This window comes from Nocardia sp. N2S4-5 (assembly GCF_044628355.1).
In the GTDB taxonomy this organism is placed as follows: Bacteria; Actinomycetota; Actinomycetes; order Mycobacteriales; family Mycobacteriaceae; genus Nocardia; species Nocardia wallacei_B.
Genome location: NZ_JBIUPM010000001.1, coordinates 17,376 through 42,390, shown reverse-complemented (window position 1 = coordinate 42,390; position 25,015 = coordinate 17,376). Strand labels below are relative to the sequence as shown.

Genomic DNA, 25,015 nt, shown 5'->3' with positions numbered 1-25,015 from the left:
GTAGAGTATGCGGCAATGGATCTCGACCAGGCCACCGGGCACGCGGCCGCGCGGGTCGCGAATGCCCATCTGCGGCCGGAAGATCGGCTGCGGCTGGCCGCGGAGTTCTACCCGGATCGGGTTCCGGATTATCAGCGAGCCGAATTGACCTTCCTGCGCTGGGAGTTGGGGCGCGGCGTCCTGCATCCGACATCCGGCAGCCCGTGGTGGCGGGCGATCAACGATCGGCTGCTGCGCGACAAGCTGACCGCCCGACTGCTCTGGGACGCGGGCGCCGAGGCGACGGCCCCGGCGGTGCGGGGCTGGATCGAATTCCTCACCGCGCCCTCCCCCACCACCTGGTATCGGGCCCACAATCGCAGCGTCGTCACCGGCTACCTGGACAACGAAGCGCTGGCCACCGACGAGCTACCGGCCGAACGCTTCATGATGAACGTGACGCTCGTGCGGGTCCTGTTCACCCAGGCCCTCGCCGAGCGGCCCGCGCTGGCGCTGGGCAGGCTCGGGCGCGCGGCCCGGCATATCGCCGATCCGCGCCGCGGCGCCGTGCGCATGTTCCTGGATCTGCGCAACGTATTCCCCGAACGATATCCCTTGCACGACACCACGATCCGGGACATCCTGGCACTGGAGGGGCGAGCGGCCCGCACCATCGATTACGGCCTGATCCTCCCGAAACTGCCACAGCTCTACCGTTTCGCCGCCGACACGCTCGACGAACCCCGCCTGCCCGCCCTCGCCCACGACGGCATCTTCCGATACGGCGACCCCGGCGTCGGCCGCGACGACCTGCGACCGGACCGGCTCAGCCGCTACGCCGCCACCCTTACCGCGCACCGCGCCCGGTGAGGGTGGCGACAACCGCCGATCAGACGCCCAGTTGCCCGGCCGCCAGCGCGGTGCCCTCGAGGCGAGCGCGGATCTTCGCGAACGCGGTCTCGCGGGAGGTGGAGATGTCGTCGGCGAACGGCGCGAAACCGCAGTCGTCGCAGGTGCCCAGCCGATCCACCGGCAGGTAGCGCGCGGCGTTCAGCACCCGGTCGCGGACCTGCTCCGCGGTCTCCACTCGCGGATCGATCGGGTCGGTGACGCCCACGAAGACGGTGGCACCGGCGGGCAGGTACTCGGCGATGACGCCGAGCACCTTGTCCGGGTCCGGCTCGCTGGCCAGTTGCACGTAGAACGCTCCGGCCCGCAACTGCAACAGCTTCGGCAGCAGGGCCGGATAGTCGACATCGAGACTGTGGGTGGAGTCCTGATCACCGCCGGGGCAGGTGTGCACACCGATGCGGGCCCGCTCTGCTTCCGAGAAGCGTTGCAGCACAGTGTTGTTCAGCTCGATGAAGCTGTCGAGCACGCCGCCGCTGGGGTCCAGCTTCAACGACAGCCGCCCCTCGGTGAAGTCCAGCTGCACCCGGTGCGCACCCGCGTCGAGGCAGCCGCGGATATCCCGCTCGGCCTCGTCGGCCAGGTCCGCCAGGAACGCCTCGCGCGGGTAGCCGTCGATGCCGTCGGCGGGATAGAGCAGGCTCAGCGCGGACGGCGCGATCACCGCCTGCTTCACCGGGACCGGCGAATGTTGTTGTGCGGCACGCAGATAACTCTCGGCGTAGACCTGATAGCGGAACGGGCCGGCGGTGAGCCGGGGCAGCTGCCGCTGATGCCCGTCGGCGAACGGGATCACCACGCCGTCGGGCGCCAGGCCGGGCAGGTCCGCGATCGGATAGGTGGCGAAGCTGGGTTTGGCCTGCTCGCCGTCGGTCACCACCGGGGAGCCGAGGGCGACCAGGGTGTCGATGGTGTCGGCGACCGCACGCCGCTGCCGTTCGGCAAGGGCCGCGGCGTCCAGGTCGCCGGATCGGTACGCCGCCAGCGCGTCGAGCAGGTCGGCGGGTCGGGGGATGCTGCCGATGGATTCGCTCGGAATGGTCACGCCGCGAGTGTAAGGCTCGCGGCGGCCACGAATACCGGAATCGGCTGTACAGGTGGGATTTTCACTCCGAACTCGGCACGATCTTGTTCGGTTCCTCCCCGGGCGGCGGCGTGGTCAGCAGGTCGATCTGCTCACCGACGTAGCGGATCACCACGGCCACCACGGCGGCGACCGGCACCGCGAGAAAGGCGCCGACGATCCCGAAGATCGAACCACCGGCGGTGACGGCGAGCAGCACGATGACCGCGTGCAGCTTCATGCTGCGGCTCTGCAGCACCGGCTGCAGCACGTTGCCCTCGATCTGCTGGACCGCGATGATGATGCCGAGCACGATCAGGGCCGTGGTGAAACCGTTGGCCACCAACGCGACCAGCACCGCCAGCGCCCCGGCGACGAACGCGCCGACCATCGGCACGAAACCACCGATGAAGGTGATCACCGCCAGCACCAGCGCCAGCGGCACGTGCAGGATGACCAGACCTGCCCCGATGAAGACCGCATCGATCAGACTGACCAGCGCCTGAGTCCGGATGAATCCGCCCAGCGTGACCCAGACCCGGTTCAGCACCTCCTCGAAATGGCGGCCGCCCCGGCTTCCCAGCAGCGCGTGCAGCCACGGCAGGAACCGCGGCCCGTCCTTGACGAAGAAGAAGGTCAGGATCAGTACCAGGAACAGCGTGACCACCGTCGAGGTGGCCGTACTCACCCCGCTGAAGACGCCCGACGCGATCCGCTCGGAGCTGGATTGCAGCCGGCTCACGATCGCGTCCACCGCCGAATCCAGCTGCTCCTGCCGGATGTTCAGCGGCGGGCCCTGTAACCAGTCCTGCACCTGGTGGATACCGGCGCTGGACCGATCGGCCAGCTCCGGCGCCTGGTCCACCACCGACGGCACGATCAGCGCGATGATTCCGGAGAACAACGCGAGAAAGCCGAGTACCGAGGTCGCGGCCGCCGCGGCCGGCGGGAAGCGATGGCGGGTGAGCCAGCGGGTCGGCGGCCACAGCACAGTCGCGACGACCAGCGCCAGCAGCACCGGCAGCACCACCACCCACAGCTTGGCGACGAGATAGGCCAGCACCCAGGCCCCCGCCGCGACCGCCACGATGCACACCGACCACTTCGCCAGCCAGAGCAGCCCGGTGCCGATCACCATCCCCCGATCGGGCAGTGACTTACCCGAATCGCTCTGCGCCGCAGGCGGATTCGTCTCCTCGCTCACCGCGCCGCCTCCCCCGCGCCGGGCCGTGCCGCACACCCGCGTCCGGCCTCACCCGGCGACTCCGCCGCCGCGCCGCGCGCGGTCTCTCGTGTCGATAATTCGCTCACCAGCTCGCTCACGGGCACCAGTCTGTCATGGCAACCGGCCCGCATCACGGCACGAATCCCGGGTCAGCCCAACCGCACGGGAAATCCCGCGAGATCGTTCTGCGTCAGCACCGGCAGATTGCGGATCTGTTCGACCGGCCCGGCGAGACGCAAGGCGGGGAAGCGATCGAACAGGGCAGGCAGCGCGATCGCGGCCTCCAGCCGGGCGAGCGCGGCGCCCGGGCACACGTGCGGGCCGTAGCCGAAGGAGATGTGGCGTCCGGCCGTGGGCCTGGTCAGATCGAATTCGTCGGCGTCGAGGCCGTGCACGGCGGTGTCGCGGCCGATCGCGCGGTACGACATCACCACGCCCTCGCCCTTCTCGATGACCACGTCGCCGACGGCGATGTCCTCGGTGGCGAATCGCATGAGCAGGTGGATCACCGGGCCGTCCCAGCGCAGCGTCTCCTCGATCGCCTGCTTCCACTCGATGTCACCGCTGCGGACCTTGTCGAACTGGTCCGGGTGGGTCAGCAGAGCTCGCACGGTGGTGAGGATGAGGCTGACCGTCGTCTCGTGCCCGGCGGCCACCAGGGCCTTCAGATTGCCGACCACTTCCTCCTCGGTCAGCGGCTCGCCGCCCTCGTCGGCCTGGATCAGCGCGGTGGTGAGATCGTCGGTGGGGTCGGCGGTTTTCTTGCGGACCATGTCGTAGTAGTAGACGTCCAGGTCCTCGATCAGCCGCAACCGCTCGTCCTGCGGGGTCAGCAGGGAGAAGAATTTCTTGTAGGCGTCCAGCAGCATCGGATGGTCCGAGCGCGGCACCCCCATCAGTTCGCTGATCACCCGCATCGGCAGCGGGTAGGCGAACACGGCCTTGAGATCCACGGGTTCGTCGCCGGCGGCGGCCGCGAGGTCGTCGAGCAGTTCGGTGGTGAACCGTTCGATCTTGGGCCGCAACGCTTGTAGTCGTCGCGGCGTCAGGGCCTGCGTGGTCTTGATGCGTAATCGGCGGTGTTCGGCGCCGTCGACGGTGAACATGGACCGCCCGGCGTCGATCATGCCGATCAGCGGCCACTGCCGGGTCACCACCCCGGACGACCACAGCGACCACGCGCCGATGTCCTTGACCAGCCGCGGATCGACCAGCAGTTGCCGGGCGAGGGCATGATCGGTGACCGTCCACGCGGGCACGCCGAGCAATTCGAGACGGGTGACCGGACCGGCCGCCCGCAGCCTGGCGGTTTCTCCGGCCAGATCGCCGATCATCGGGTCGACAACCAAGGGACACTGTGCGCTCACGACAAACCTCCGACCGCACGAACGGGAGTGAAACGGACTGGGAGAGAAGTCATTCCGCGCAGGAAGGGCGACGGGCGGCGCACCAGGCTGCCCACCGGCACCGCCAGATCGATGTCGGGCAGCCGATCCAGCAGCACCTCGATGCCGGTCCGGGCGATGATCTCGGCGATCTGCTGCGCCGGGAACGGGCAGCGGTACTCACCGTGACTGAACGCGAAGTGCGCGCTGTTACCCGAGTGCGCGGGCTCGGTGTCGGCGACGTGCTGACGCACGTGCGGGTCGGCATTGGCGGCGGCCAGGCCCAGCAGCAGCATGTCGCCGCGATGGATCACCTTGTCCGCCAGCCGGGTATCGCGCGCGGCCCAGCGCCCGGCGAGGATCTGGGTGGGCGTGTCCTCCCACAGCGCCTCGTTCATCGCCTGCCCCACGCTGCGCCGACCGCCACCGAAGGCCGCCGCGAAACGCTCGTCGGTGAGCATCAGCCGCAGCGAGTTCACCAGCCAGTCCGCGCTGGGCAGATGCCCGGCGGCGATGATGGCCTGCAGGTCGAGTGCGTACTCCTCGTCGGTGAACGGCTCGGGCGACCGCAGCATCACCGACACCAGATCGGGACCGGGGTGCTCGTGCTTGAGCGCCACCAGTCGCCGCATCAGCTCGTGGAAACGCTGATAGGCCGTCTGCGCCTCGGCGCCTCCGTCGGCCAGCGTCTTCATCGTCCACGCCAGCTCCGGCGCCTCCGCGTCCGGAATGCCCAGCACCCGCGCGAGCGCGAGCGCCGGCAGCAGTTCGGCGAACTCGGCCATCAGGTCGGCCTCGCCGCGCCCGCAGAAGGCGTCGATCAGCCGGTCGGCCAAATCCTCACAGGTGCGGCGCAATTCGAACGGGTCGACCGTCTCCAGCGCGGGTTCCACCATCTCGACGTGGCGGCGATGCTCGGCGCCGGCGGTGAAGTAGATCGACGGCATGGGCTGCCCCACCATCGGCAGCAGCGGCCAGTCCGCCGGGATATGCGGCCACTGGTTCCACAGCCCGACGTCGCGGGGGAACAGCTCCGGATCGCTGGTCACCTGATGCAGTTCGCGGTAGCCGATCACCAGCCAGGCCGGGATGCCACCGGTCAGCTCGACCGCCACCACCGGCCCGTGATCGCTGCGCATCTCGGTGTAGAGCCGGTGCGGGTCGGTGTGGAAGCGCGGGCCGCTCAGCGGCACCAGCGCGGATTCGGTGCGGATCGGGCAGCCGGTGGCGCCCGTTTCGAGTTCGGGCACGGTCATGACGCGGTCTCCGGGGTGCGGGCGGCGGCGTGGAGGTGTTCGACCAGCGAGATCAGCACGCGCTTGGACGATTCGCGGGAGCGCGCGTCGCAGCTCAGCAAGGGCACGTGCGGGTCCAGGTCCAGCGCGTCGCGGACCTCGTCCAGATGGAACGATTCGATGCCGAAGTCGTTGCAGGCCACCACGAATCGCGTGCCCTGGTGCTCCAGCCGGTCGACGGCGTACCAGCAGTCGGCGATGCGCCGCGGGTCGACCAGCACCACCGCGCCCAGCGACCCGGCGAACAGGCGGTCCCACAGGAACCAGAACCGCTCCTGGCCGGGCGCGCCGAACAGGTACAGCACGTGCTCGTCGTCCAGGGTGATGCGGCCGAAGTCGAAGGCGACCGTGGTGGTCGTCTTGCCCGGCACGCCGATCGGAACATCCACGCCCACACCGGCATCCGTCATCGCCGCCTCGGTGTTGAGCGGGCGGATCTCGCTGACCGAGCGCACCAGCGTCGTCTTCCCGACGCCGAAACCGCCGACGACGACGATCTTGAGGCCGTGCCGCGCGGAGCCGCTGAGCGGCGCGTCGGCCCGAGCCGGTGACGGATCAAAGCTTACGAAGTCCAACGAGTACCTTCTCCAGGGTGGCGGCGTCGGTGACCGAGGCCCAGGTGCCGGGCAGGTCGGCGGCGGGCGGGGGGTGTCGCACCGTGATCTTTCCCGCGGCCAGCAGGTCCGCGAGCAGGATCGTGGCGATGCCGACCGGCAGCCGCAGCTCCGCCGCGATCTCGACCACGGCGGTCGGGGCCCGGCACAGGTCCAGGATCGCGGCCAGCTCCGACTGCATGCCGGGCGCCGGATCGCATTCGCTCACAACCAGAGTCACCAGATCGAACGCCTCGGAGTCGGGCTTGCTGCGGCCTCCGGTCAGCGTGTAGAGGCGGTCCGGATCCTCGTCTCGAATCGAGGTGGTCACGGCACACCCCGGTCGCGCGGGGCGGCCGCCAGATACTCCCCGACCTGCTCCACCAGCTCGCGCATATTGTGGCCGACCAGGCCGGCGTCGGCGTCCTCGGCCGCGACGACCGCGACGTGCGCGCCCATACCGGCCTCGACGATGAACAGAATGCCACCGTAGAACTCGGTCATCGACTGCCGCACACCGGCACGGCCGGAACCGAATTCGGCGGATGCGCCGTGCGAGAGGCTCTGGATTCCGGCGGCGATGGCGGCGAGCTGATCGGCCTTGTCGGCCGACAACTCCGGGGAATGGCAGATCTTCAGCCCATCGCTGGACAGCAGCAGGGCGTGCCGGGTCTGCGGGGTGCGGGTCAGCAGCTGTTCGAGCAACCAGCCCAGCTGTGCGGGGGCGGACGTTGTCATAGATCGTTCTCCACTGCGGCAGAAGGGGTTCCGGTCACGGTGTCGCGGCCGGACAGGGCGCGTTGGAAGGCGCCCAGTGCGGACGATTTCGCGGGCGGCGACGCTGCCTCCCGGCTCGGCCCGGCCGGATTCGCCGGAATACCCGGATTCGGCAGGCCCCCCGGATGGGCCGACGCCAGGGTGTCACCCCGGCGGCGCTTGGGCAGCCGGTTGCCTTCGGGCGATCGGCTGCCGGTCAACCCACCGGTCATTGCCCCTCTGCCGGGCGATGGCTCGGCGGTCGGTGCGCGATTCGGGGCGACGCTGTCGGCCGATGGGTTGGCGGACAGCGCATTACCGGCGCGCGGCGGCGCGGCGAGGGCGCCTTCCCGGCGTCGGCTCGGCAGGCGGCGGGTGTCGTCGCCCATCGATACCACGGCGTGAGTACCGGTCACGGTCGTGCGGTCGACCTGCGTGATCAGGTCGCGCGGGACGATCACCACCACCGCCGTGCCGCCGATGGCCGACGGCCGGTACGACACCGTGAGGCCGTGCTTGCGCGCCAGGTGTCCGACCACCGCGAGACCCAGCCTCGTCCCGCTCAGGGACGAAAGATCCACTCCCCCACGGTCTTCGGCGTCCGCCCCCGAGACAGCCCGTTCGGCGCGGCGCAGTGCGGACTCGCTCATGACCAGGCCGCTGTCCTCGATGGTGATCACCACCCCGGCGGGCACCTCCGCGGCGTACACGTGCACCTCGGTCGTGGGCGGGGAGAAGTTGCACGCGTTGTCCAGTAGTTCGGCCACGGCGTGCATGACACCCTCGGCGGCGTGACCGGCGATCCCCGCACCGGCGATGGCGCGCAGCCGGACCCGCTGATACCCGGCGATCCGGCCCATGGCGCCGCGCAGAATTGATTCCATGGCAATGGGTTTGGCCCAGCGCCGACCGGTCCGCGCGCCGCTGAGCACGGCGATGCTGTCGGCCAGTCGGCCCGCCTGGGCGGTGCGATGATCCAGGTGCAGCAGGTCGGCGAGCACCCGCGGATCCCCGTGCCGATGTTCCATCTCGCGCAGTTCCGCCAGCATGCTGGTGCTGATGGCCTGCATCCGGCCCGCGGCGCCGGCGAAAGCCGCCAGGGCCGCCGCCCGGCGGGCCTCGCTGCGCTTCACCTCTCGCGCATACGTTTCGGACGCGGTTTCGGCAGCGGCGACGCGGGCGGCGGCCTCGGCATTCGCGGCCGCGATGGTCTCGTCCGCCCGTTCGGCCGCGGCGCGGTACGCGGCCGCGCGCTCGCGATAGTGCACGGCAGCGACGACCGCGGCGCACACGACGACAACGGCGACACCAGCGCCGAAACTCGAGGGAACACGGAAATCGGCGGGCGCCGAGAGAACGGCCGCGACCGCGAGGCCGCCTGTCACCACCGCACTCACCGCCAGCGCCACATAGGCGGAACGACCGGTACGTATACCGGCATCGACGCTCGGCGAAGCCACTGCCAACTCCCGCACTCCAGCCCCCGACCACAAGGAGAGATTTACCAGCACGCCATGCCCCGGACATGGTCAAACATCCAGGTAGACAGGCGGATTCGAAACTCGGCACGAGCTTAACCGCACGGGCGCGGCACCGCCACCCGAAGCGGCATTCCCGGCGAATCTCGCGGCCGGGCGCGAAAGCCGAACAAGCGCTTGGTATTTCCGTTCGGGAGCTGTCCCGTGCGCCGACGCCGCCGGTCGCGTGCCGAGGCACCCGAACCGGCGGCGCCGGCTATCCGAGATCGTCCGTCCGCACGCGGACGGACGAGTACGAGCCGAAGGGAACCGGCTCGTGTCCACCGATTGCCCGGTACCGATACCGCGCAATCGCCAAGCAAACATACCGCGAAGCGCACGGAAGACCAGGCCGATCGGGCAGGTTAGGGGGTGATGTATGTAACCCTGAATAACATGCCTGGTCAGGGTGTATGTAAACATTTATCCAGGACCGCCGGACGTTAGGGGATTGCCCGACTGGACGTACGCTCGAGTCCCCCGGCCGCTCAGCGCAACGTCCGGATCCAGCGCCGGGTGTCGGCGGGATCGATCACGTCGTCGAGTTCTCCGACGGTCGCGGCGGTGAGGGCCTTACCGCTGTCGTAGGCGAGCCGGACCAGGTTCTCGAACGCCGCCCGCCGCTCGTCCGGGTCCGCGATGGCATCGAGTTCCTTGGCGAACCCCAGGCGTACCGCGCCCTCCAGGCCCATGCCGCCGATCTCGCCCGTGGGCCAGGCGACGACGAATCGCGGAGCGCGAAACGATCCGGCCGCCATCGCCTGCGCGCCGAGACCGTAGCCCTTGCGCACGATGACCGTGCCGAACGGCACCCGCAGCGCGGCCGAGTCGATGAACAACCGGCTGAAGCGGGTGACGGTGGCCTCCTTCTCCGCATCCGGTCCCACCATGAAACCCGGTGTGTCGCAGAGGGAAACGATGGGCACATCGTGCGCGTCGCACAACCGCAGAAAGGCGCCGAGTTTGTCGGCGGCGGGCGCGTCGATGGCGCCACCGAGGTGGCGGCAGTCGTTGGCGATCACGCCGAACGGGCGGCCCTCCACCCGGATCAGCGCGGTGACGATGCCGATGCCCCAGTCCCGGCGCAGCTCGAGTACCGATCCCAGATCGGCCACGGCGGCGATCGCGGCGCGAATATCGAAGGCGCGCAGCCTGTTCTCCGGAACCACGTGCCGTGCCAGCCGCGGATCGGGCGCCTCCCACTCCGACACCGGCCCCTGGAAGTACGACAGGTACCGGCGGGCGGTGGCGACCGCCTCGGCCTCGTCGGCGGCAACCACGTGGACGACGCCGTTGCGGCGCTGCACCTCGATCGGGCCGATGTCCTCCGGCGCGTACACCCCGAGCCCGCCGCCCTCGATCATGGCCGGGCCGCCCATCCCGATATTGGCGTCGGGCGTGGCGATCACGACGTCGCACATGCCGAGCAGGGCCGCGTTACCCGCGAAGCAGCGGCCGGAGACGATGCCGACGAGCGGCACCCGGCCGGACAGCGCACCCATGGCGCGGAAGGTGGTGACATCGAGCCACGAGATGCCGCCGTGGTCGGTGTCGCCGGGCCGGCCACCACCGCCCTCGGTGAAGAACACCACCGGCAAATGCTGGTCACGGGCGAGTGCGAGCATGCGGTCGGTCTTGGCGTGGTTGCGCACGCCCTGGGTGCCCGCGAGCACCGTGTAGTCGTAGGACATCACCACGGCGCGAGCGGATTCGGGGCCGAAGCGGTCGGCGTCGATCGTCGCGACGCCGGCGACGAGACCGTCGGCGGGCGTCCGCTCGATCAGGTCCTCCAGGCTGCGGCGCTGCCGTTGCGCGGCGACGGTCAGGGCGCCGTATTCCATGAAACTGTCGGCGTCCACCAGATCGGCGATGTTCTCGCGGGCGGTGCGCCGCCCCAGCCGGTGCCGCTTGGCGACCGCCTCCGGTCGCGCCGAGTCCCGGCCGATCTCGTGCCGCCGCCGCACCTCCGCCAGATCGGCGCGCACGAAATCCGGGTCCACCGCGCCGTTTTCGCTCACCTCGCCGTCGCGTTCGGCCGGGGCCCAGGTCAGCAGCGCGGCGTGCGGGTCGACCACCGCGCCCGGCTCGACCGCGTGGCGCAGGATCCGCAGCGCGCGTTCGGCGCGCACCACGTGCTGCATCTTCATCGCCTCCAGCACAGCCACTTCCGACCCGGCGGCATGGATCGTGCCGGGCTCCGCCAGCGCGATCACGGTGCCGCCCATCGGGGCGCGCACGGCTTCCTCCTCGGCGAGCAGCACGGTCGATTCGGTCGGCCCGGCGACTGTGCCGGTCGCTGGCACCGAGCCGTATTCCGCTGCGCGGGCGTGTATTTCGTCTAGATGGTCCTCGAACCACGAGGTGGCGACCGGTTCGTCGAGGCAGTCGAGTACGGCCCGCAGCATCCCGATATTGGTGTCGACCCCCGAGACCACCGTCTCCGTCAGCGCGTCGGAGCACCGCCGCACGGCCGCCGGGAACGACGAGCCGCGAGCGATCACCTTGACCAGCAGTGAATCGAAGCGCGCGCTCTGCCGCTGCCCGGAGAAACACGCGGTGTCGGCCCGCACTCCGGGGCCCGACGGCGCCGCGAACTGCGCGACGATGCCGGTGCTGGGCATCGGATCGCCTTGTGCGGTCATGGTTTCCGCGTTCACCCGGGCCTGCACGGCGCACCCGCGCGGACGGTCGGGCAGTGCCAGGTCGGCGAGCGTGCGCCCGCGCGCCAAGTCGAGTTGTACCGCGACCAGATCGACGCCGAACACCTCCTCGGTCACGGTGTGCTCGACCTGCAGCCGGGGATTGACCTCGAGGAACCAGGCATCCGCGCCGTCTACCAGGAATTCGACGGTGATCACGCCGCGGCAGCCCACCGACTCGGCGATCCGGACCGCGGCCTGGTGCAGCCGATCCCGCAGCGCCGCATCGAGATTCGGCGCCGGCGCCACCTCGATCAGTTTCTGGTGACGGCGCTGCACGCTGCAATCGCGGTCACCCAGTGCGACGGCGGCCGCGCCGTCGGCGACCACCTGCACCTCGATATGGCGGGCACGGGGCACCAGCGTCTCCGCGTACAGCGTCCCGTCGCCGAAACCCGCCGTCGCCTCGGCGTGGCACAGCGCGTACGCCTGCTCTACCTCGGCGGCCGTGCGCACCACCCGCATCCCGCGACCACCGCCACCGGCCACGGCCTTGATCACGACGCCGCGCGGGTGCTCGGCCAGCAGGGTTTCGATCTCGGCCGGACCGGCGCCCGCGGCGGTCGCGGCCGGTACCGGCACTCCGGCCCGCGCGGCGGTGGCGCGGGCGGCCACCTTGTCGCCGAAGACGCGCAGCACCTCCGGCGCCGGTCCCACGAAGACCAAGCCCGCCGCGGCGCAAGCCGCCGCCAGATCGGCGCTCTCACTGAGGAATCCGTATCCCGGATGCACCAGCGCACCCGGTCCGGCCGTTCGGGCCGCCGCCACCACGGCCGTGCTGTCGAGGTAGGCCGCGGCGCCCTCGCCGGGCAGTCGCACGGCATCGTCGGCCAGCCGCACCGGCAGCGAGGCGGCCTCCTCGCCGGTATGCAGGACCAGCGTGGAGTAGCCCCGATCCCGCGCGGTCCGCAACAGCCGGACCGCCACCTCGCCCCGATTCGCCACTACTAGATGCATGTCGCCACGATCGCACACCGTTCCCGGTCCTACTCCTCCCGCAGTTCGTTGCGATAGCCGCGGGATACCGCCGAGGTCAGCACGTCGAGGACGCGCACCACCGCGGACGGGTCGATATTTCCGCCCGCCCAGTGCGGGTCCGCCCGGAACTGCTCGATCATGACCGCGATGCTCTCGTGGATAGCGTGCTGGACCGTATCGATCGGCACGGCGCTGCGAGCGCACTCGGCGGCGGCCCGCTCGAGTTTGCCCAGCAGCTCGGAGGTCGCCGAATCGGAGGCATCCAGCAACACCAGCGCCAGTTGCAGCCCGACCTGTATCAGCCTGCCCGGGTCCGGAGCGCTACGCGGGCGGGGCCTCGGGCCGTCCCGTTCGTCGCCGGAACCGTCCGCGTCCATGGTGTTCCCCTCCCGTGGGACGTGCCGACGATGGTGTTGTCAGTGCAGTGCCGACGGTAGGTGCGGCGCGCGGCGCGATCGAATCGCCCAGCAAACTTTGGGTCATAGCTCCGTTGGTCACCTGACCGGTTGGGACGGTTCACAGCACTCCGCGAAACACTTACTTTGTTATGAATCACCATGCGACGCCCTCGGCGTTACCCGATCGAACAGATCCCGGGCCGCGACCGGCCATCCAAGTTACCGGCGAGTTAAGTTAGGGCCACAGGCGGTGTTCGCCGAAGGATTGTGCGCCGCCGTCACGGGGATGGAGAAGGAGTCTTTCCGATGTCTGTTGCCACTCCGGGCCGGGCCGGCCTCACCATATCCGGACACCCCCTCACCTCACCCCTCAAAGACGTCCGCACCCTCTCCCAACACATCGTCGGCCACTTCATCGAACACATCGCCCCCTGCGCCACCCTCCCCGGCGACGCCCTCCACGGCGACATCACCACCATCACCCGCACCTGCCTCGAACTCGCCATCACCATCCTCGACGGCCACAACCTCCCCCACCACACCCAACGCCTCACCGACGCCGCCACCACCTGGGCCCGCGAAGGCATCCCCATCGACACCATCCACCACGCCATCCACGAAGGCGTCAAAATCGGATTCGACCTCGTCATCACCCACACCACCAACACCCTCCACACCACCACCGACACCGACACCACCCTCACCCCCACCGACTACCACACCCTCACCCACGCCACCACCCTCATCATCGACATCCTCGACACCATGACCACCACCGTCTCCACCGCCTACGTCCGCGAACTCAAAACCGTCGTCACCGAACACCACACCGCCGTCCACACCCTCACCACCGCCCTCCTCAGCGGACACCCCACCACCACCCTCACCCGCGAATGCGGCATCGAAACCACCGACACCTACCACACCCTCGCCCTCCACATCCCCCCACACCCCGACGAACACAACCCCACCCTCAACCCCCACATCATCGCCCGCCGCAAACTCCGCCGACTCCAAGCCCAACTCGCCACCACCACCCACACCACACCCCTCCACCTCCTCTCCACCGACGGCGGCACCCTCCTCCTCCCCCACACCGAAGAACTCGACACCCTCGACGAACTCATCGCCGCACTCTCACTCGCCGCGCGCGTACCGGTCACCGCGACCGTCGTCACCACCGAGACCGACGCCATTCCGCGCGCGGCCGACCAGGCGCACCAACTGCTCGACATGGTCACCCGCCTCGACCTGGAGCCGGGCCTGTACCGCTTCGACGATCTCGCCCTCGAATACCAGCTGACCAGGCCGGGGCCAGGCCTGGACTTTCTGCGTGCGCTGCTCGCGCCGCTCGACCAGCATCCCGAACTCCTCGAAACGCTGCGCACCCACATCGCGCACAATCTGAACCGGCAGAAGACCGCCCGACTTCTCCACGTGCACACCAACACCGTCGACTACCGCCTCAAACGCATCGGCAGCCTGACCGGATTCGATCCCACCCACGCCGCGGGCCTGTGGTATCTGCGGTCCGCACTCGTCGCCCGCAGCTACGCCGGCGATCGGAACGAGTCCCGCGCACGTTGATGTCAGTTCCTGTCGGCAAATAGGATCGTGGGATGAGTCGATGGGAACCCAACGCGGGCGGCCGCCTGGTCCAGGCGGCGCTCGAGCTGTACGCCGAGCGCGGATTCGACCAGACCACCGTCGCCGAGATCGCCCAGCGCGCCGGACTGACCGAGCGAACTTTCTTCCGCTATTTCGCCGACAAACGCGAGGTCCTGTTCTCGGGCCAGGACGCGCTGCGCGACCTCATGGTCGGCGCACTGGATGCCGCGCCCGAGTCGGCGGCACCGCTGGCCGCGATCGGCATCGCCCTGCGCGCCACCGCCGACCTCTTCCAGCAGAACCCCGATTTCAACCGCCGCCGCCACGCGGCCATCGCCGCGAATACCGAACTGCAAGAGCGCGAGCTGATGAAACTGGCCGCCCTGGCCTCGGCCCTGGCCGCCGCCCTGCGCCGCCGAGGCGTCCCGGACCCCGCCGCGAGCCTCGCCGCCGAGGCAGGCATCGCCGTCTTCAAAATCTCCTACGAGCGCTGGATCGAACATCCCGCCAGCCGCGATCTGGCGGATTTCATGCAGGAGTCGCTGCACGCACTCACGACCGTAACCTCCGCCTGACCAAGTGCGAGGTATCGGCAAGAGCCACAACACTCCGTCACACACGCACCGACCCGGCTCGCCACTTCCCGCCGCGTCTCGGCCCCCACGATCGGTCCACGATGATCGAGCCGATCATGATCGGGAGCGGGCACCTGCCGCTCCGCCAGCCATGCGTTCGGCCGCTCCTCGGCCTCCCCGAAACTGATCTCCCGTAACCGAGAATCCTCGGTTACGGGAGACTCCCAACGCCCACGATCCCCGCCGTCTCGGCACAGCGAGCCAGGTCCGATGTCGTAATCCATACGGGCCGTGGCATTTCCGCACGCCGCCGCGCCAACTCGCGGACCGCCAGCGCGGCATCCCCTTGCTCGCATCGGAGCGGATCCGGCCTGGGCGGTCACGAACTGCTGCGAGACGGCCATTTTCGCCACTTGGTGGCCGATTGTGTCCGTGCGGGCCGGGCCACCAACGTGTCAGCTGCCTGCGGTGGTGGCTGTGGTGGTGGCGACTATGACGGCGACCGTGACGGCTTGGACTTCCTGGACGGCCTTGCGGACTGCGGGGCCGCCCCATTCGCTCTCGCTGATTTCCTTGCCGCGGCGTTTGAGGGCGCGTTTGTCGGCGTCGGGGAAGAGGGGAGGAGGTCTACGGCGTGCAGGATCGAGAGGAGGGCGGCGGTGCGGTCGTCGGGGGTGGTCGCGTCGACGACCGCGGCGCGTACGCGGCGCTCGATGGCGGATTTGTCGCCGGTGGGGTTCGGTTTCCACGTGGTGGTCGGGAAGAGGCCGAGGATTTTGGTGGTGGCGGCGGTGCATCGGCCGGCGTCGGCGAGGTCGTGGAGCAGGGCCTCGCGCAGGTTCTGGGAGGGACTGCGCCAGGCGCCGAAGCCGGCGACCTTGCCGACGGCGTCCTTGGGTTTGCGGCCGTGGGCGACGGTGACGAGTTCGGCTAGGCGCGGGTCGTCCGGTTGGGTGCCGGTGGCTACGAGGCGGCCTTTCTTGTGACCGGGTTCGTCGGCCTCGGTCAGGCGCAGAGCGCCCGCGAGGGTGAGTTCCACGATCGCGGCGCCGGCCAGCGCGGCGTTCAATTGGGTGCCGCCGATCCGCGGCTTGCCGGTGTCGTTGCGGTAGGCGAGCAACAGGAATTCCTCTGCGACCGTCACCCCGCCGACCTTACGCGTCAGGCGCTCTCGTACCGCCGGATCGCCGCCACCTTCGCCGCCGACGCCGACTCGGGATCGAAGTGGTAGCCGAGCCATTCCTTGGCCAGCCGCCGGGCCAGTTCGAGGCCGACCACGCGCTGCCCGAAGCACAGCACCTGGGCGTCGTTGCTGAGCACCGACCGCTCCACGGAGAAGCTGTCATGGGCGGTGACGGCGCGGATCCCCGGCACCTTGTTGGCGCTGATCGCGACGCCGAGCCCGGTGCCGCAGACGAGCAGCGCCCGGTCCGCCTTGCCGTCGGTGATCAGGCGGGCTGCCGCCACCGCGATGTGCGGGTAGGCGGTGTGCTCCTCGGCCCCGACACCTACGTCGAGCACCTCGGCCACGCGCTCGTCGGCCTCCAGGTCCGCCTTGATGGCGTTCTTGTAGTCGAGGCCCGCGTCGTCGCAGCCGACCACGATGCGTAGCTGCCCGGTCATCGGCGAACTCCTTCCGCGACAACGGTTTCCAATTCGCTGACCACCGTGCGCACGCACAGGGCGAGGGAGATCGCGCCCGCGTCGGGACTGCCCACGCTCCGTTCGGCCAGCGGCCGGGCCCGGCCGATCCGCGGACGCAGGGTCGCCGTCTCCTGAGCGGCGGCCTCGGCGATTTCTACTGCGGCACGCCAGCTTTCGCCGCGTTCGGCGGCCACGAGGAATGGCAGCAGCGCGTCCAGCATGGTCTTGTCGCCCGGTTGCGCGCGACCGAGCCGGGTGAGTGCGTCATAGGCATCCCGCACTCCCGCAACGATTTCCGCGTTTCCCGGGATCCCGACGCCACCGAGCCGACCGCCGAGCGCGGTCAGCGCCGCACCCCACAACACTCCGGACGTGCCGCCCGCCTGCGCGGCCCACGCCGCACCGGCGGCCTTCAAGACACTGCCCGGCCCGGCACCCTGAGCCACCGCGGCGTCGGCAGCCGCACGAGCCGCCGCGGTACCCCGGACCATGCCGCGCCCGTGATCCCCATCCCCGGCAACGGCATCGATACGACCCAATTCCTCCTCCGCCACAACCATTTCCGCCGCCACAGCCCGCAATGCGCGCGCGACCCACACACCGCATTCCCGCCCCGCGGCATCGGCGGCCGCTCGGCCGGAACCACCGGCCCCGGATGTGGTCGGCTCCACCGTGCCGTCGGCGGAACGGCCCGCCGCCTGCCCGACACCGCGACCTACCTCGTCTTCGGCTGCGGTCCCGCCCATTCCATGCGGCTCTCCCGACCCCGCTCGGTGGCGTGGCCGCTCGACGCGATTGCGGTCGTCCGCCTCCGCCCTTTCCGGTGCGCTGCTCGCCATCTCGGCAGCACGGCTCGGCGACAGCCCAGCCCTCTCCCCGATTCCATGCCCGGACGATCCATGCGCCGAACCTCCCGAATACGCGTGGCCGAGGGCGGAATCCGGCGATGGGACGGCGGGACGCTCAGAGAAAGTGGTCTCGGCAGCAGTCCGGTGTGGACCTCGTACCGCACCATCCGAGGCGACGCGACCGGACGCGCGTGCGACCTCACCGAACGAGTGTACGCCGCTGTCCGCCGCGTCGCCTGCGCCTGAAAATGTCTTGCCTACACCGGAAATCGTGCCGCGCCGGTATGCCGGGGTGTCGGCCGGTGCGGTCCACAATCGTTCCAGTTCGTCGTCGAGCCACATGACCGTGAGGGAGCAGCCTGCCATGTCGAGGCTGGTGACGAGTTCTCCGACCTCGGGATGTACGACGGTGTAGCCCGCAGCGCGCAGCAACGGGGCGACGGTGCCCCAGAGGACGAACAGTTCCTCGTACTTTGTGCGGCCGAGACCGTTGAGAATCACCGCGATTCGCGTCCCGCCGCCGGAAGGACGGTCCTCCAGCACACCCTCGACGAGCAAGCGGGCGAGGTCTGCGGCGGCGGGCAGGTCGTGGGTCGCGACGCCCGGCTCACCGTGGATGCCGAGACCCAGGCCCATGGTCCCCTTCTCGACGGTGAACAGCGGGCCCGCCGCGCCGGGCAGCGTGCAGCCGTCGAACGCGACGCCGAGCGTCCGGGTGTTGCGGTTGGCCAGCGCCGCGACCCGAGTCACGCCGTCGAGGTCGTAACCGTCCTCCGCCGCCGCGCTCGCGCACTTGAAAACCGTGAAATCCCCGGCGATTCCGCGCCGCCGGTCCTCTTCACCGGCGGGCGCGCTGGCGATGTCGTCGGTGACCGCGAAATAGCGCGCGGCGATCCCGTCGGCGTTCAACTGTTCCACGGCCAGGCCGAAATTCATCACGTCACCCGCGTAATTGCCGGTGGTGAGCAGCACCCCGGCACCGCTGTCGGCGGCCCGCGCGACCGAGACCGCGTCGGCGGCCGACGGCGAGGTGAAGATGTTGCCGACCACCGCGCCGTCGGCGAAGCCGGGACCCACCACCCCGCAGAATGCCGGGTAGTGTCCCGACCCTCCACCGACCACCACGGCCACCTTGCCTGGCCGGGTGGGAGCGAACCGCACCACGCCCCCGGGCACGCCGACCACGTATTCCGCATTGGCGTCGAGGAATCCGGTCAGCATGTCCTCGGAGAAGTGACGATAGCCGGGTACTTTCCACCGACTCAGGAGAACCTCATGTCCCGGACCCTCTGGGCTGCCGCATCCTTGCTCGCCTTCACCGCCACCGGTATCGCCTTCGCCACGGCCCCATCGCACGCCGCCGCGCCCGCGCCGGTCGCCATGACCCCCGCCCAAGATGTCGCCACGGCCGAGGCGCTCGCCATCATCGCGGGCGACACCCTCATCGGCACCACCGTCGGCGGCGTCACCGGCGCGGTGATGGGCAGCATCGCCTGCGCGCCCACCATCGGCCTCGCCTGCCCGGTCACCATCCCGGTCGGTATCGCCGCCGGTGCCGCGGCGGGCGCGATCGTCGGGGCCGGTGTCGGCACGGCATCCGTCATCGTGATGCCGTCGGCGGTGGCGAGATGACCACTACCGAGAAGGCCAGCGTGCGGGCCGCATTCGACCCCGGCGAACTCAGCTACCTCGTGAACAAGACGGCGCGGACCTACATGAACGGACTCGCGCCGCACCTGGCGCCACTGCGCTGGATGTACGACTACGCCCGCGACGGCTCGCACGATATGAGGCTGGCCGCGATCATCAAGGGCGACGACGCAAATGCCGTGGCCGCACAGTGGGGTGCCGCGCTCGGCCTCGGCCGCCCGATATATCGCCACAGCGGAACACGTCACTGGGTGGGCCGCACTGCGGACGGAACGCAAGTGAACATCTGGTACATCGCCGACCAGCAAGCATGGGATGCCGCCAACGGCAGGACACCGGCCCCATCTGCCGCGTCCACTGAGCCCACACTCTGACCACTCCCCCGCAGAGCCGCCCGGACTTCCCCGCCGGACGGCTCTTTCGCGCGAACGAAAAGCCGCCTCGACCCATCAGGATGAGGCGGCTTTCCTGCGACTATGAGTGTGGGCGTCGCGGATCCCGATTCTATACTCACCACCACCGAATCCTGTACGACTCGCCGAATCGGTCGTAGCCTCGTGGTATGAGTGTGGATTTGGGCGAACGTCTGAGAAATGTGCGAAAGCGCCGCGGGCTCACGCAGCCAGAGCTTGCTGCGGCATCCGGAGTATCCCTGTCAACCATCAAGAAGGTCGAGCAGGGTGAACGCGCCGACGTGAGGCTCGAGACCTTGCGCAAACTGGCTGTCGGACTGCGCGTCCGGACATCGGACCTTCAGGTCCGGCGCGATGCCGAGCATGCCGACACCGAGACCGAGGACTTGTGGGCGCAGGTACGCCGCGCCCTCGTCGGGCAGGATGTGGCACCCGCCGACGAACCTGCCACCAACGAAGGAACACAGGCAGCCTACGAAGAACTCCGGCCGCTGATCGACGCCCACCGCTACCGCGAGATTTCAGCTCTGCTGCCCGCGCTGCTGCGCGACGCCGAGACTCTCACGGACAGCGAAGGGCGCGCTATCCGCAGCCGGTTGCTGAGCATGACAGGCTGGATGCTGACCCAGAACCGTCAGTTCGATACCGCAGCGATGACTCTCGATCGTGCGATCGACATAGCACCGGAACGCGGAATGGCCGTCGCCGCGGTCAACGCGCTGATATGGACCCACATTCGTCAAGGGAATCTGCGGAAGGCCCGTACACTGGCGATCCGGTGGGCCGACGACATCGAGCCGCGATTCTCCCGAGCGACGGCCTCCCAGCTGGCACTGTGGGGACGGCTGTGGTTGTACGTGGCGAACATCGGGGTACGCGACAACAACCCCGGCGAGACCGAGGATGCACTCAGCCTTGCGCGCGCCGCCGCGGACCGGATCGGTCACGAGGTGCTGTACGACCCCAACCCCAACCGGCTGTTCGGGCCTGTCACAGTCGCGCAGATCACCGGCGAATGCCACATCATCGCAGGCAAGCCGGACAAGACCTTGTCCATCGCGAAATCGCTTCCCACGAATGTGCTCTCCCCCATGGCCGCTGGCCGGTTGCGTCACCGGCTGGATGTCGCCAATGCGCACGTCCAGCTCGGGCAGCACGGTGAGGCTGTGGCCGTGCTGCAACAAGTTCGGTCGGTGGCACCCGAGTGGTTGCCACAGCAGAGGTACGCCCGAGATGTCCTCAGGCGCACCATCACCCAGCGACGCACCCTGACCGACGACATGCGCGAACTGGCCGACGCAATCAAGCTCGAGTACTGAGCGAAACCGCAGGCCGAAAATGGCCCTTCCGGTCCGACGGGACCAGAAGGGCCATTGTCTTGTCTCCTTGACCAGGGCGACCCTGAGGTCAGCCCGTGACGCCGGGCGCACTCCCCTCCTCGCGAGGGGGGCACGCCGTCGGCCGAGAATCCGCGAGGGTTCGTAGCCAGAGAGGTCGGCGGCGGTCCGGCGCCACGGAACCCCTGTCGGACTCACCACCCGAGGACACAATGGCCCAGTTCGTCGCTCTCGTCGGCATCGTGGCTGCGCTCGTCGTCATGGCCGCGATCGCCCTCTACGCCCCCGAGCGCCCCTCGCGCTACACACCCACCCCGGCACTCATCCACCCCGCCCCCGAACCGGACATGGACGTCTCGGTCTGGCCACACGGATGGCCCCACGAAGTGCCCGACGAGCCGATGTCGCTCATCGAAGCTCACCGCACGATGCAACGCCACCGCTCCTGCGTCCGCGTCGAATGCCCGCGCAAGAGCATGGCGTACCACCTCCTCGTCGAGGCAGGCCGGATCAGGCCCGACTCCGGGCGGGCCTGATGATCACCCGATCCCTCGCCGACCGATGGGCGCTACGCAACGGCTGCGATGAAGCGCCCCCGGATCTGACGCTGGCTCACGCCCAATACATGCTGTCGACCCACGCCGGACACGGCGGCTGCCGGGCGTTCACCGCTGCGTCCCATCGCATCTGGGAGCCGCTCAAGTGAGCGAACCCGGACACACGTACGACTGGCGGGACCGCGCACCGCACATCGCCAGCGCAGCCCACGCCGCCGGGCTCTGCCTCCGGCCGAAGTCCGACGCCCCGTTCGGGTGGCAGCTGTGCGACGGCTTCCGCGAAGTCGCCTCCGGATCGCTCGCCGACCTCGACACGTGGCTACGCGAGCAGGGCCATGGGTGATCTGCCCCAGCGAATCCCGACCGAACTGCTGTGGGTCCAGCGTTCACCGCGCCCGCACATCACCGTGCTGCTGCGTGTCCTCGCCGGACTCCACCGATGGCGCCCTGGAAACGCCCACCAACACGACGAAATCCGCCCCGGTCCGTAACGGGACCGAGGCGGATTCGTATGCACTGGGCAGGGTCGTACGACGGGAGACACCGAACGCCATGTACCGCAGAGTCGTCGAAGCAATCATCATCACGTTCGGGCTCGTCCTGTTCGTCGCTGGTTTCGCCAGTGGTGAATTGCTGGGCGTGATCGCCGGTCTGTTCATTGCCGTGCTCGGCATCCTCGACGCGCTACCGCGACGCTCTCGCGCCGACCGGACGGAGTCCTGACATAGCAAAACCGCCTCGATCCCTATGGGACCGAGGCGGTTTCGGTTTGCGCCGTCGTGTCACGGCACTGTCGAGTCTAGTTTGATCACGCCGCAGCGGGGACGACGTACGACGCCCAATCGTCCACGTTGCCGCCCGGCTCGCCGCCGCCGCTGACCGCGCTGTTGTCTTCGCCGTGGATCGAGGCGACATGGTTGGTCAGCGGTGCCTGCACGGTGGTGAAGGTGCCCTGCAGCACCTGCGAGCCGTTCACCATAGCTGTGTAGACGGTGCCCTCGGCGCGCAGCTCGACGAGGGCGTTCTCGGCGAACTTGCTCGTGCTGACGTAGTCGGCCGTGCCGGTCGCGGCCACGAAGTTGGTGAGGTCCGTCGTGTAGATGCAGATCCCCATCAGTGTCGCCGTCCACCAGAAATGGACGCCGTGATGGCCGGACGCCGGGTCGGCACGCAGCCCGACCGACATCGACGAGTGCTCCGGATTGCGCGAGTTCCACTTCACCCGGGCGCGGACGACCTGGCTGTTGCTGGGCAGCACGGTGTTGTGGTAGATCACCGAGATCGGCGAGGACGGCAGACCGACCGCCGACAGTTCGGTGCTACCGGCGATGTAGAGGGCGCCACCGTTCTGGCTGGCCTGCGTCCAGTTGGCGCCGAGGCTGGCCCGGTTGAAATTGTCGCTCGCGACCGAGACCAGTGCCGGGGTGTCGTAGGCCTTGAAGTTGTCGAGGCTGTGCGAGATGCCGGTGCCGGATCCGGTGCGCTGCACCCACAGTCCGAGATACTGGTGCGAGCTGTCCGCGTAAGTCGAGTTGGTGAGCGACGGCCCGGACTTCACGCCGTTCACGTAGACGCGGTAGACGTTGTCCTGGTCGACCGACACCCGGATCACATCGCCGGCGGCCAGCGTCGTCGAGAACGAGCCGATGGGCGCGTACGTCCCGTTGATGCCCGTGATCGACCCGAGCGCCCACTGCGTCGATGACGTCGACAGGATGACCATCTGCGTCATGCCGCTGTTGCAGCGCAGCACGGCGCCGGACGACGACGCATTGCTCGGTGTCGTCGCGATCGTGAATTCGACGGTCTGCGCGAAGGTCTGGGTCGCGGTGTTCCAGATCGCGCACCGGCGGCTGTTGGACGTGCCTTGCACGGCAAGCACGCCGGGGCTGGCGATGCCGAGATCGCCGCCGTTCTCGGTCCAAGACGCGCCGAGGGCGGTGCCGGCGGTCCGGTTGAAGTCGTCGACGAACGCGTTGATCACCGCGGCTGTGGCCGCGCTCACCGCCGCGCTCGCGGTGGCGGCGGTAGCCGCGACGGTGGAACTGGTCGAGGCGGCGGACGAGGTGACTGCCGCCTGCGCGGTGGCCGCGCTCGCGGTGGCGGTGGCGCCCGCCGATCCTTGCGCGCCGTTCACGGCCGCGCTCGCGGTGGCGGGTGTGGCGGCGGCGGCCACGGAGCCCTGGCCCACTGCGTCGTAGACGATCGTTCCAGCGGTCGCCGGGGTCGCTACTGCTGCGGCATCGGTGGACGCGGCTGCGGTCAATACCGCGGCGGTCGCGGTGGCGGCCAGAGCGTTCACGTTGACATCGGCCGAGATCTCAGCGGTGGCGCCGTACGCCACCGCGGAAGCCGTCGCGGCGGTCGCCGTCGCAGCCGCGTCGGCGTGCGGCACGGCCGACAGCACGGCCGCGGTTGCCGTCGCTGGAACGACCTGCCCATTGGCTGACGCCGTAGCTGTGGCGGTGCCGGCGACCGCGTTCGCTGTCGCTGCTATCGCCGTGGCCGTGGCGGCCGCGGACGCGACGCCCGGGAGCACGGCGGCCGAGGCGTGAGCGCGCCCGGCCTGCGCGGCCACGGACCGCGTGCCGTCCCACACCAGCTGCTCGCCGATGTATTTGCGCAGCACCGGCTCCGAACCGATGAAGCGCGCGATCGGCTCGGCGCCGCGCTGATACTTGGGCACAGGCCAGGCCCTCAGGCGACCGCGATCGTCGCGATCCCGGCGGCATCGAAGGTGATCGACAGCTGCCCGGACGTCGTGCTCAGTGTGGTATCCGATTCGAGATACGCGATCAGCGGGCGAGCCGCGTCGGTGCCCGGCGTGCTGTTGTAGGCGACGGCCTTGCGTGCGCCGGTGATCGTCGACCCCGGCCAGGCCGGGATCGTTGGCGTCCATCTTGATCACGTTCGTTGGCGAGTCGAAGCTCACCGCAGCGCCGGTGAGGATCTGCCCGCCCGCGGTGTAGCCGGTACCGGTCACCTCGCCCGAGATCGAGGACTTGTATTGGTGCGCGTTGCTGAAGGTGTAGCTGTTGTCCAGCAGCATCAGCTTGATCACGTCGGTGTCGAAATCCACCTCCTTGTTCAGGAGGCTTTTGAAGAACAGGGGGTAGAACTTGCCGGTGAAAATGGCCATGGTGGACGTCTCCTAATCGGGGTCGGCGACGAGCGAGTACTCGGTGTCGGGGTCGGCGGTGCCTGCCGCGAGCAGGGCGGCGAAGTCGCTCTCGGTGATGCGCTCCAGGCGCCGGATGCCGATGCCGATCACGGCGCGCGGCTCCTCCTGCGGCGGGATCGGCAGGCCGGCGTCGATGAGCGGCCCGAGCTGGACGGGCGCGGTCGAGTCCGGGATGTCGATCGTGATCTCGTCGCTGCCGATGCGGACGATCGCGAGGCCGGGCTCGAAGTCGTCGGTGGTGATCACGCCGGTCTCGTCCGGTGCGTAGGCGTGGCGGCGGTCGCTGATGATGTCGCCGAGGCCCGGCAGCACCCGCAGTCGCGCCGCCCGGAATATGACGGTGTCGGATTCGCCGACCCCGGCGAGGTCGGTGATTCGTCCGGTCAGCACGGTCATGGGCGCCCC

The 25,015-nt window shown here is 69.4% G+C and carries 27 protein-coding genes; 10 read left to right on the top strand and 17 right to left on the bottom strand.

Annotated features, from left to right (window positions below; translation table 11 throughout):
- The first annotated feature begins 15 nt into the window (after positions 1-15).
- Positions 16-849, top strand: coding sequence for a hypothetical protein (locus ACFMRZ_RS00240; RefSeq protein WP_400177369.1), 834 nt, complete (start codon positions 16-18; stop codon positions 847-849).
- 19 nt (positions 850-868) lie between these two features.
- Here the strand turns inward: ACFMRZ_RS00240 and ACFMRZ_RS00235 are convergent, their stop codons facing one another.
- From ACFMRZ_RS00235 to ACFMRZ_RS00185, 11 genes are all read right to left on the bottom strand, one after another.
- On the bottom strand, positions 869-1,933 hold the full coding sequence (locus ACFMRZ_RS00235) for a cobalamin-independent methionine synthase II family protein (protein ID WP_400177368.1): 1,065 nt from the start codon (positions 1,931-1,933) through the stop codon (positions 869-871).
- A 61-nt stretch (positions 1,934-1,994) separates the two neighbouring features.
- Positions 1,995-3,155, bottom strand: coding sequence for an AI-2E family transporter (locus ACFMRZ_RS00230; protein ID WP_400177367.1), 1,161 nt, complete (start codon positions 3,153-3,155; stop codon positions 1,995-1,997).
- Positions 3,152-3,274 carry a hypothetical protein gene (locus ACFMRZ_RS00225; protein ID WP_400177366.1) on the bottom strand — a complete coding sequence of 41 codons (123 nt, stop codon included), beginning with the start codon at positions 3,272-3,274 and terminating at the stop codon, positions 3,152-3,154. Before ACFMRZ_RS00225 ends, ACFMRZ_RS00230 begins: the two co-directional genes overlap by 4 nt.
- A gap of 51 nt (positions 3,275-3,325) precedes the next feature.
- Positions 3,326-4,543 (bottom strand): cytochrome P450, encoded by a 1,218-nt coding sequence (locus tag ACFMRZ_RS00220; RefSeq protein WP_400177365.1) that lies wholly within the window; start codon positions 4,541-4,543, stop codon positions 3,326-3,328.
- Positions 4,540-5,817, bottom strand: a complete 1,278-nt coding sequence (locus ACFMRZ_RS00215; RefSeq protein ID WP_400177364.1) for a cytochrome P450 — start codon at positions 5,815-5,817, stop codon at positions 4,540-4,542. Before ACFMRZ_RS00215 ends, ACFMRZ_RS00220 begins: the two co-directional genes overlap by 4 nt.
- Positions 5,814-6,431, bottom strand: coding sequence for an ATP/GTP-binding protein (locus ACFMRZ_RS00210; RefSeq protein WP_280370353.1), 618 nt, complete (start codon positions 6,429-6,431; stop codon positions 5,814-5,816). Before ACFMRZ_RS00210 ends, ACFMRZ_RS00215 begins: the two co-directional genes overlap by 4 nt.
- A complete protein-coding gene (locus ACFMRZ_RS00205) occupies positions 6,412-6,780 on the bottom strand; it encodes a DUF742 domain-containing protein (RefSeq protein WP_400177363.1) in 369 nt (122 codons plus the stop codon). Before ACFMRZ_RS00205 ends, ACFMRZ_RS00210 begins: the two co-directional genes overlap by 20 nt.
- A complete protein-coding gene (locus ACFMRZ_RS00200) occupies positions 6,777-7,187 on the bottom strand; it encodes a roadblock/LC7 domain-containing protein (protein WP_280271703.1) in 411 nt (136 codons plus the stop codon). The genes ACFMRZ_RS00205 and ACFMRZ_RS00200 overlap by 4 nt, the downstream gene beginning before the upstream one ends.
- Complete coding sequence (locus ACFMRZ_RS00195; RefSeq protein ID WP_400177362.1) at positions 7,184-8,665, bottom strand: sensor histidine kinase; 1,482 nt, start codon at positions 8,663-8,665, stop codon at positions 7,184-7,186. The genes ACFMRZ_RS00200 and ACFMRZ_RS00195 overlap by 4 nt, the downstream gene beginning before the upstream one ends.
- Positions 8,666-9,210: 545 nt before the next feature.
- A complete protein-coding gene (locus ACFMRZ_RS00190; protein WP_400177361.1) occupies positions 9,211-12,378 on the bottom strand; it encodes a carboxyl transferase domain-containing protein in 3,168 nt (1,055 codons plus the stop codon).
- A 29-nt stretch (positions 12,379-12,407) separates the two neighbouring features.
- Positions 12,408-12,776, bottom strand: coding sequence for a hypothetical protein (locus ACFMRZ_RS00185; RefSeq protein ID WP_280272448.1), 369 nt, complete (start codon positions 12,774-12,776; stop codon positions 12,408-12,410).
- Between the two features lie 327 nt (positions 12,777-13,103).
- On the opposite strand from ACFMRZ_RS00185, the gene ACFMRZ_RS00180 reads away from it, so the two are divergent.
- Positions 13,104-14,384, top strand: coding sequence for a PucR family transcriptional regulator (locus ACFMRZ_RS00180; protein ID WP_400177360.1), 1,281 nt, complete (start codon positions 13,104-13,106; stop codon positions 14,382-14,384).
- Positions 14,385-14,416: 32 nt separating this feature from the next.
- On the top strand, positions 14,417-14,980 hold the full coding sequence (locus tag ACFMRZ_RS00175) for a TetR/AcrR family transcriptional regulator (RefSeq protein WP_400177359.1): 564 nt from the start codon (positions 14,417-14,419) through the stop codon (positions 14,978-14,980).
- Here the strand turns inward: ACFMRZ_RS00175 and ACFMRZ_RS00170 are convergent.
- From ACFMRZ_RS00170 to ACFMRZ_RS00155, 4 genes are all read right to left on the bottom strand, one after another.
- Positions 14,887-15,264 carry a histidine phosphatase family protein gene (locus ACFMRZ_RS00170; protein ID WP_400177358.1) on the bottom strand — a complete coding sequence of 126 codons (378 nt, stop codon included), beginning with the start codon at positions 15,262-15,264 and terminating at the stop codon, positions 14,887-14,889. The genes ACFMRZ_RS00175 and ACFMRZ_RS00170 overlap by 94 nt on opposite strands.
- A gap of 206 nt (positions 15,265-15,470) precedes the next feature.
- The gene (locus tag ACFMRZ_RS00165) at positions 15,471-16,124 is read right to left on the bottom strand and encodes a GPP34 family phosphoprotein (RefSeq protein WP_400177357.1); all 654 of its coding nucleotides are present in this window, start codon (positions 16,122-16,124) and stop codon (positions 15,471-15,473) included.
- 17 nt (positions 16,125-16,141) lie between these two features.
- Positions 16,142-16,603, bottom strand: a complete 462-nt coding sequence (locus ACFMRZ_RS00160; RefSeq protein WP_400177356.1) for a ribose-5-phosphate isomerase — start codon at positions 16,601-16,603, stop codon at positions 16,142-16,144.
- The gene (locus tag ACFMRZ_RS00155) at positions 16,600-18,693 is read right to left on the bottom strand and encodes a dihydroxyacetone kinase subunit DhaK (protein ID WP_400177355.1); all 2,094 of its coding nucleotides are present in this window, start codon (positions 18,691-18,693) and stop codon (positions 16,600-16,602) included. The genes ACFMRZ_RS00160 and ACFMRZ_RS00155 overlap by 4 nt, the downstream gene beginning before the upstream one ends.
- A 54-nt stretch (positions 18,694-18,747) precedes the next feature.
- Here ACFMRZ_RS00155 and ACFMRZ_RS00150 point away from each other — a divergent pair, with 54 nt between their 5' ends.
- From ACFMRZ_RS00150 to ACFMRZ_RS00120, 7 genes are all read left to right on the top strand, one after another.
- Positions 18,748-19,104 carry a hypothetical protein gene (locus ACFMRZ_RS00150; RefSeq protein WP_400177354.1) on the top strand — a complete coding sequence of 119 codons (357 nt, stop codon included), beginning with the start codon at positions 18,748-18,750 and terminating at the stop codon, positions 19,102-19,104.
- A complete protein-coding gene (locus ACFMRZ_RS00145) occupies positions 19,101-19,496 on the top strand; it encodes a hypothetical protein (protein ID WP_400177353.1) in 396 nt (131 codons plus the stop codon). Before ACFMRZ_RS00150 ends, ACFMRZ_RS00145 begins: the two co-directional genes overlap by 4 nt.
- A 188-nt stretch (positions 19,497-19,684) precedes the next feature.
- Positions 19,685-20,854: a helix-turn-helix domain-containing protein gene (locus ACFMRZ_RS00140; protein ID WP_400177352.1), complete on the top strand. Its 1,170-nt coding sequence runs from the start codon at positions 19,685-19,687 to the stop codon at positions 20,852-20,854.
- 230 nt (positions 20,855-21,084) lie between these two features.
- On the top strand, positions 21,085-21,408 hold the full coding sequence (locus tag ACFMRZ_RS00135) for a hypothetical protein (protein ID WP_400177351.1): 324 nt from the start codon (positions 21,085-21,087) through the stop codon (positions 21,406-21,408).
- The gene (locus tag ACFMRZ_RS00130; protein WP_400177350.1) at positions 21,408-21,578 is read left to right on the top strand and encodes a hypothetical protein; all 171 of its coding nucleotides are present in this window, start codon (positions 21,408-21,410) and stop codon (positions 21,576-21,578) included. The genes ACFMRZ_RS00135 and ACFMRZ_RS00130 overlap by 1 nt, the downstream gene beginning before the upstream one ends.
- Positions 21,575-21,772, top strand: coding sequence for a hypothetical protein (locus ACFMRZ_RS00125; protein WP_400177349.1), 198 nt, complete (start codon positions 21,575-21,577; stop codon positions 21,770-21,772). Before ACFMRZ_RS00130 ends, ACFMRZ_RS00125 begins: the two co-directional genes overlap by 4 nt.
- Positions 21,773-21,846: 74 nt before the next feature.
- On the top strand, positions 21,847-22,152 hold the full coding sequence (locus ACFMRZ_RS00120; RefSeq protein WP_400177348.1) for a hypothetical protein: 306 nt from the start codon (positions 21,847-21,849) through the stop codon (positions 22,150-22,152).
- Between the two features lie 85 nt (positions 22,153-22,237).
- Here ACFMRZ_RS00120 and ACFMRZ_RS00115 read toward each other — a convergent pair whose 3' ends face one another.
- Positions 22,238-24,568 (bottom strand): hypothetical protein, encoded by a 2,331-nt coding sequence (locus ACFMRZ_RS00115; protein ID WP_400177347.1) that lies wholly within the window; start codon positions 24,566-24,568, stop codon positions 22,238-22,240.
- Positions 24,569-24,580: 12 nt separating this feature from the next.
- Positions 24,581-25,006 carry a hypothetical protein gene (locus ACFMRZ_RS00110; protein WP_400177346.1) on the bottom strand — a complete coding sequence of 142 codons (426 nt, stop codon included), beginning with the start codon at positions 25,004-25,006 and terminating at the stop codon, positions 24,581-24,583.
- Positions 25,007-25,015 lie beyond the last annotated feature (9 nt).

What these genes read in the sequence shown, in the direction of transcription:
- ACFMRZ_RS00175 (WP_400177359.1), top strand. Translation starts at nt 14,417, where the DNA reads ATGAGTCGATGGGAACCCAACGCGGGCGGCCGCCTGGTCCAGGCGGCG.
- ACFMRZ_RS00135 (WP_400177351.1), top strand. Translation starts at nt 21,085, where the DNA reads ATGGCCCAGTTCGTCGCTCTCGTCGGCATCGTGGCTGCGCTCGTCGTC.
- ACFMRZ_RS00170 (WP_400177358.1), bottom strand. Translation starts at nt 15,264, where the DNA reads ATGGATTACGACATCGGACCTGGCTCGCTGTGCCGAGACGGCGGGGAT.
- ACFMRZ_RS00115 (WP_400177347.1), bottom strand. Translation starts at nt 24,568, where the DNA reads ATGGCCATTTTCACCGGCAAGTTCTACCCCCTGTTCTTCAAAAGCCTC.
- ACFMRZ_RS00240 (WP_400177369.1), top strand. Translation starts at nt 16, where the DNA reads ATGGATCTCGACCAGGCCACCGGGCACGCGGCCGCGCGGGTCGCGAAT.
- ACFMRZ_RS00200 (WP_280271703.1), bottom strand. Translation starts at nt 7,187, where the DNA reads ATGACAACGTCCGCCCCCGCACAGCTGGGCTGGTTGCTCGAACAGCTG.
- ACFMRZ_RS00130 (WP_400177350.1), top strand. Translation starts at nt 21,408, where the DNA reads ATGATCACCCGATCCCTCGCCGACCGATGGGCGCTACGCAACGGCTGC.
- ACFMRZ_RS00110 (WP_400177346.1), bottom strand. Translation starts at nt 25,006, where the DNA reads ATGACCGTGCTGACCGGACGAATCACCGACCTCGCCGGGGTCGGCGAA.
- ACFMRZ_RS00160 (WP_400177356.1), bottom strand. Translation starts at nt 16,603, where the DNA reads ATGACCGGGCAGCTACGCATCGTGGTCGGCTGCGACGACGCGGGCCTC.
- ACFMRZ_RS00145 (WP_400177353.1), top strand. Translation starts at nt 19,101, where the DNA reads ATGACCACTACCGAGAAGGCCAGCGTGCGGGCCGCATTCGACCCCGGC.
- ACFMRZ_RS00140 (WP_400177352.1), top strand. Translation starts at nt 19,685, where the DNA reads ATGAGTGTGGATTTGGGCGAACGTCTGAGAAATGTGCGAAAGCGCCGC.
- ACFMRZ_RS00190 (WP_400177361.1), bottom strand. Translation starts at nt 12,378, where the DNA reads ATGCATCTAGTAGTGGCGAATCGGGGCGAGGTGGCGGTCCGGCTGTTG.
- ACFMRZ_RS00185 (WP_280272448.1), bottom strand. Translation starts at nt 12,776, where the DNA reads ATGGACGCGGACGGTTCCGGCGACGAACGGGACGGCCCGAGGCCCCGC.
- ACFMRZ_RS00215 (WP_400177364.1), bottom strand. Translation starts at nt 5,817, where the DNA reads ATGACCGTGCCCGAACTCGAAACGGGCGCCACCGGCTGCCCGATCCGC.
- ACFMRZ_RS00155 (WP_400177355.1), bottom strand. Translation starts at nt 18,693, where the DNA reads ATGCTGACCGGATTCCTCGACGCCAATGCGGAATACGTGGTCGGCGTG.
- ACFMRZ_RS00180 (WP_400177360.1), top strand. Translation starts at nt 13,104, where the DNA reads ATGTCTGTTGCCACTCCGGGCCGGGCCGGCCTCACCATATCCGGACAC.
- ACFMRZ_RS00150 (WP_400177354.1), top strand. Translation starts at nt 18,748, where the DNA reads ATGTCCCGGACCCTCTGGGCTGCCGCATCCTTGCTCGCCTTCACCGCC.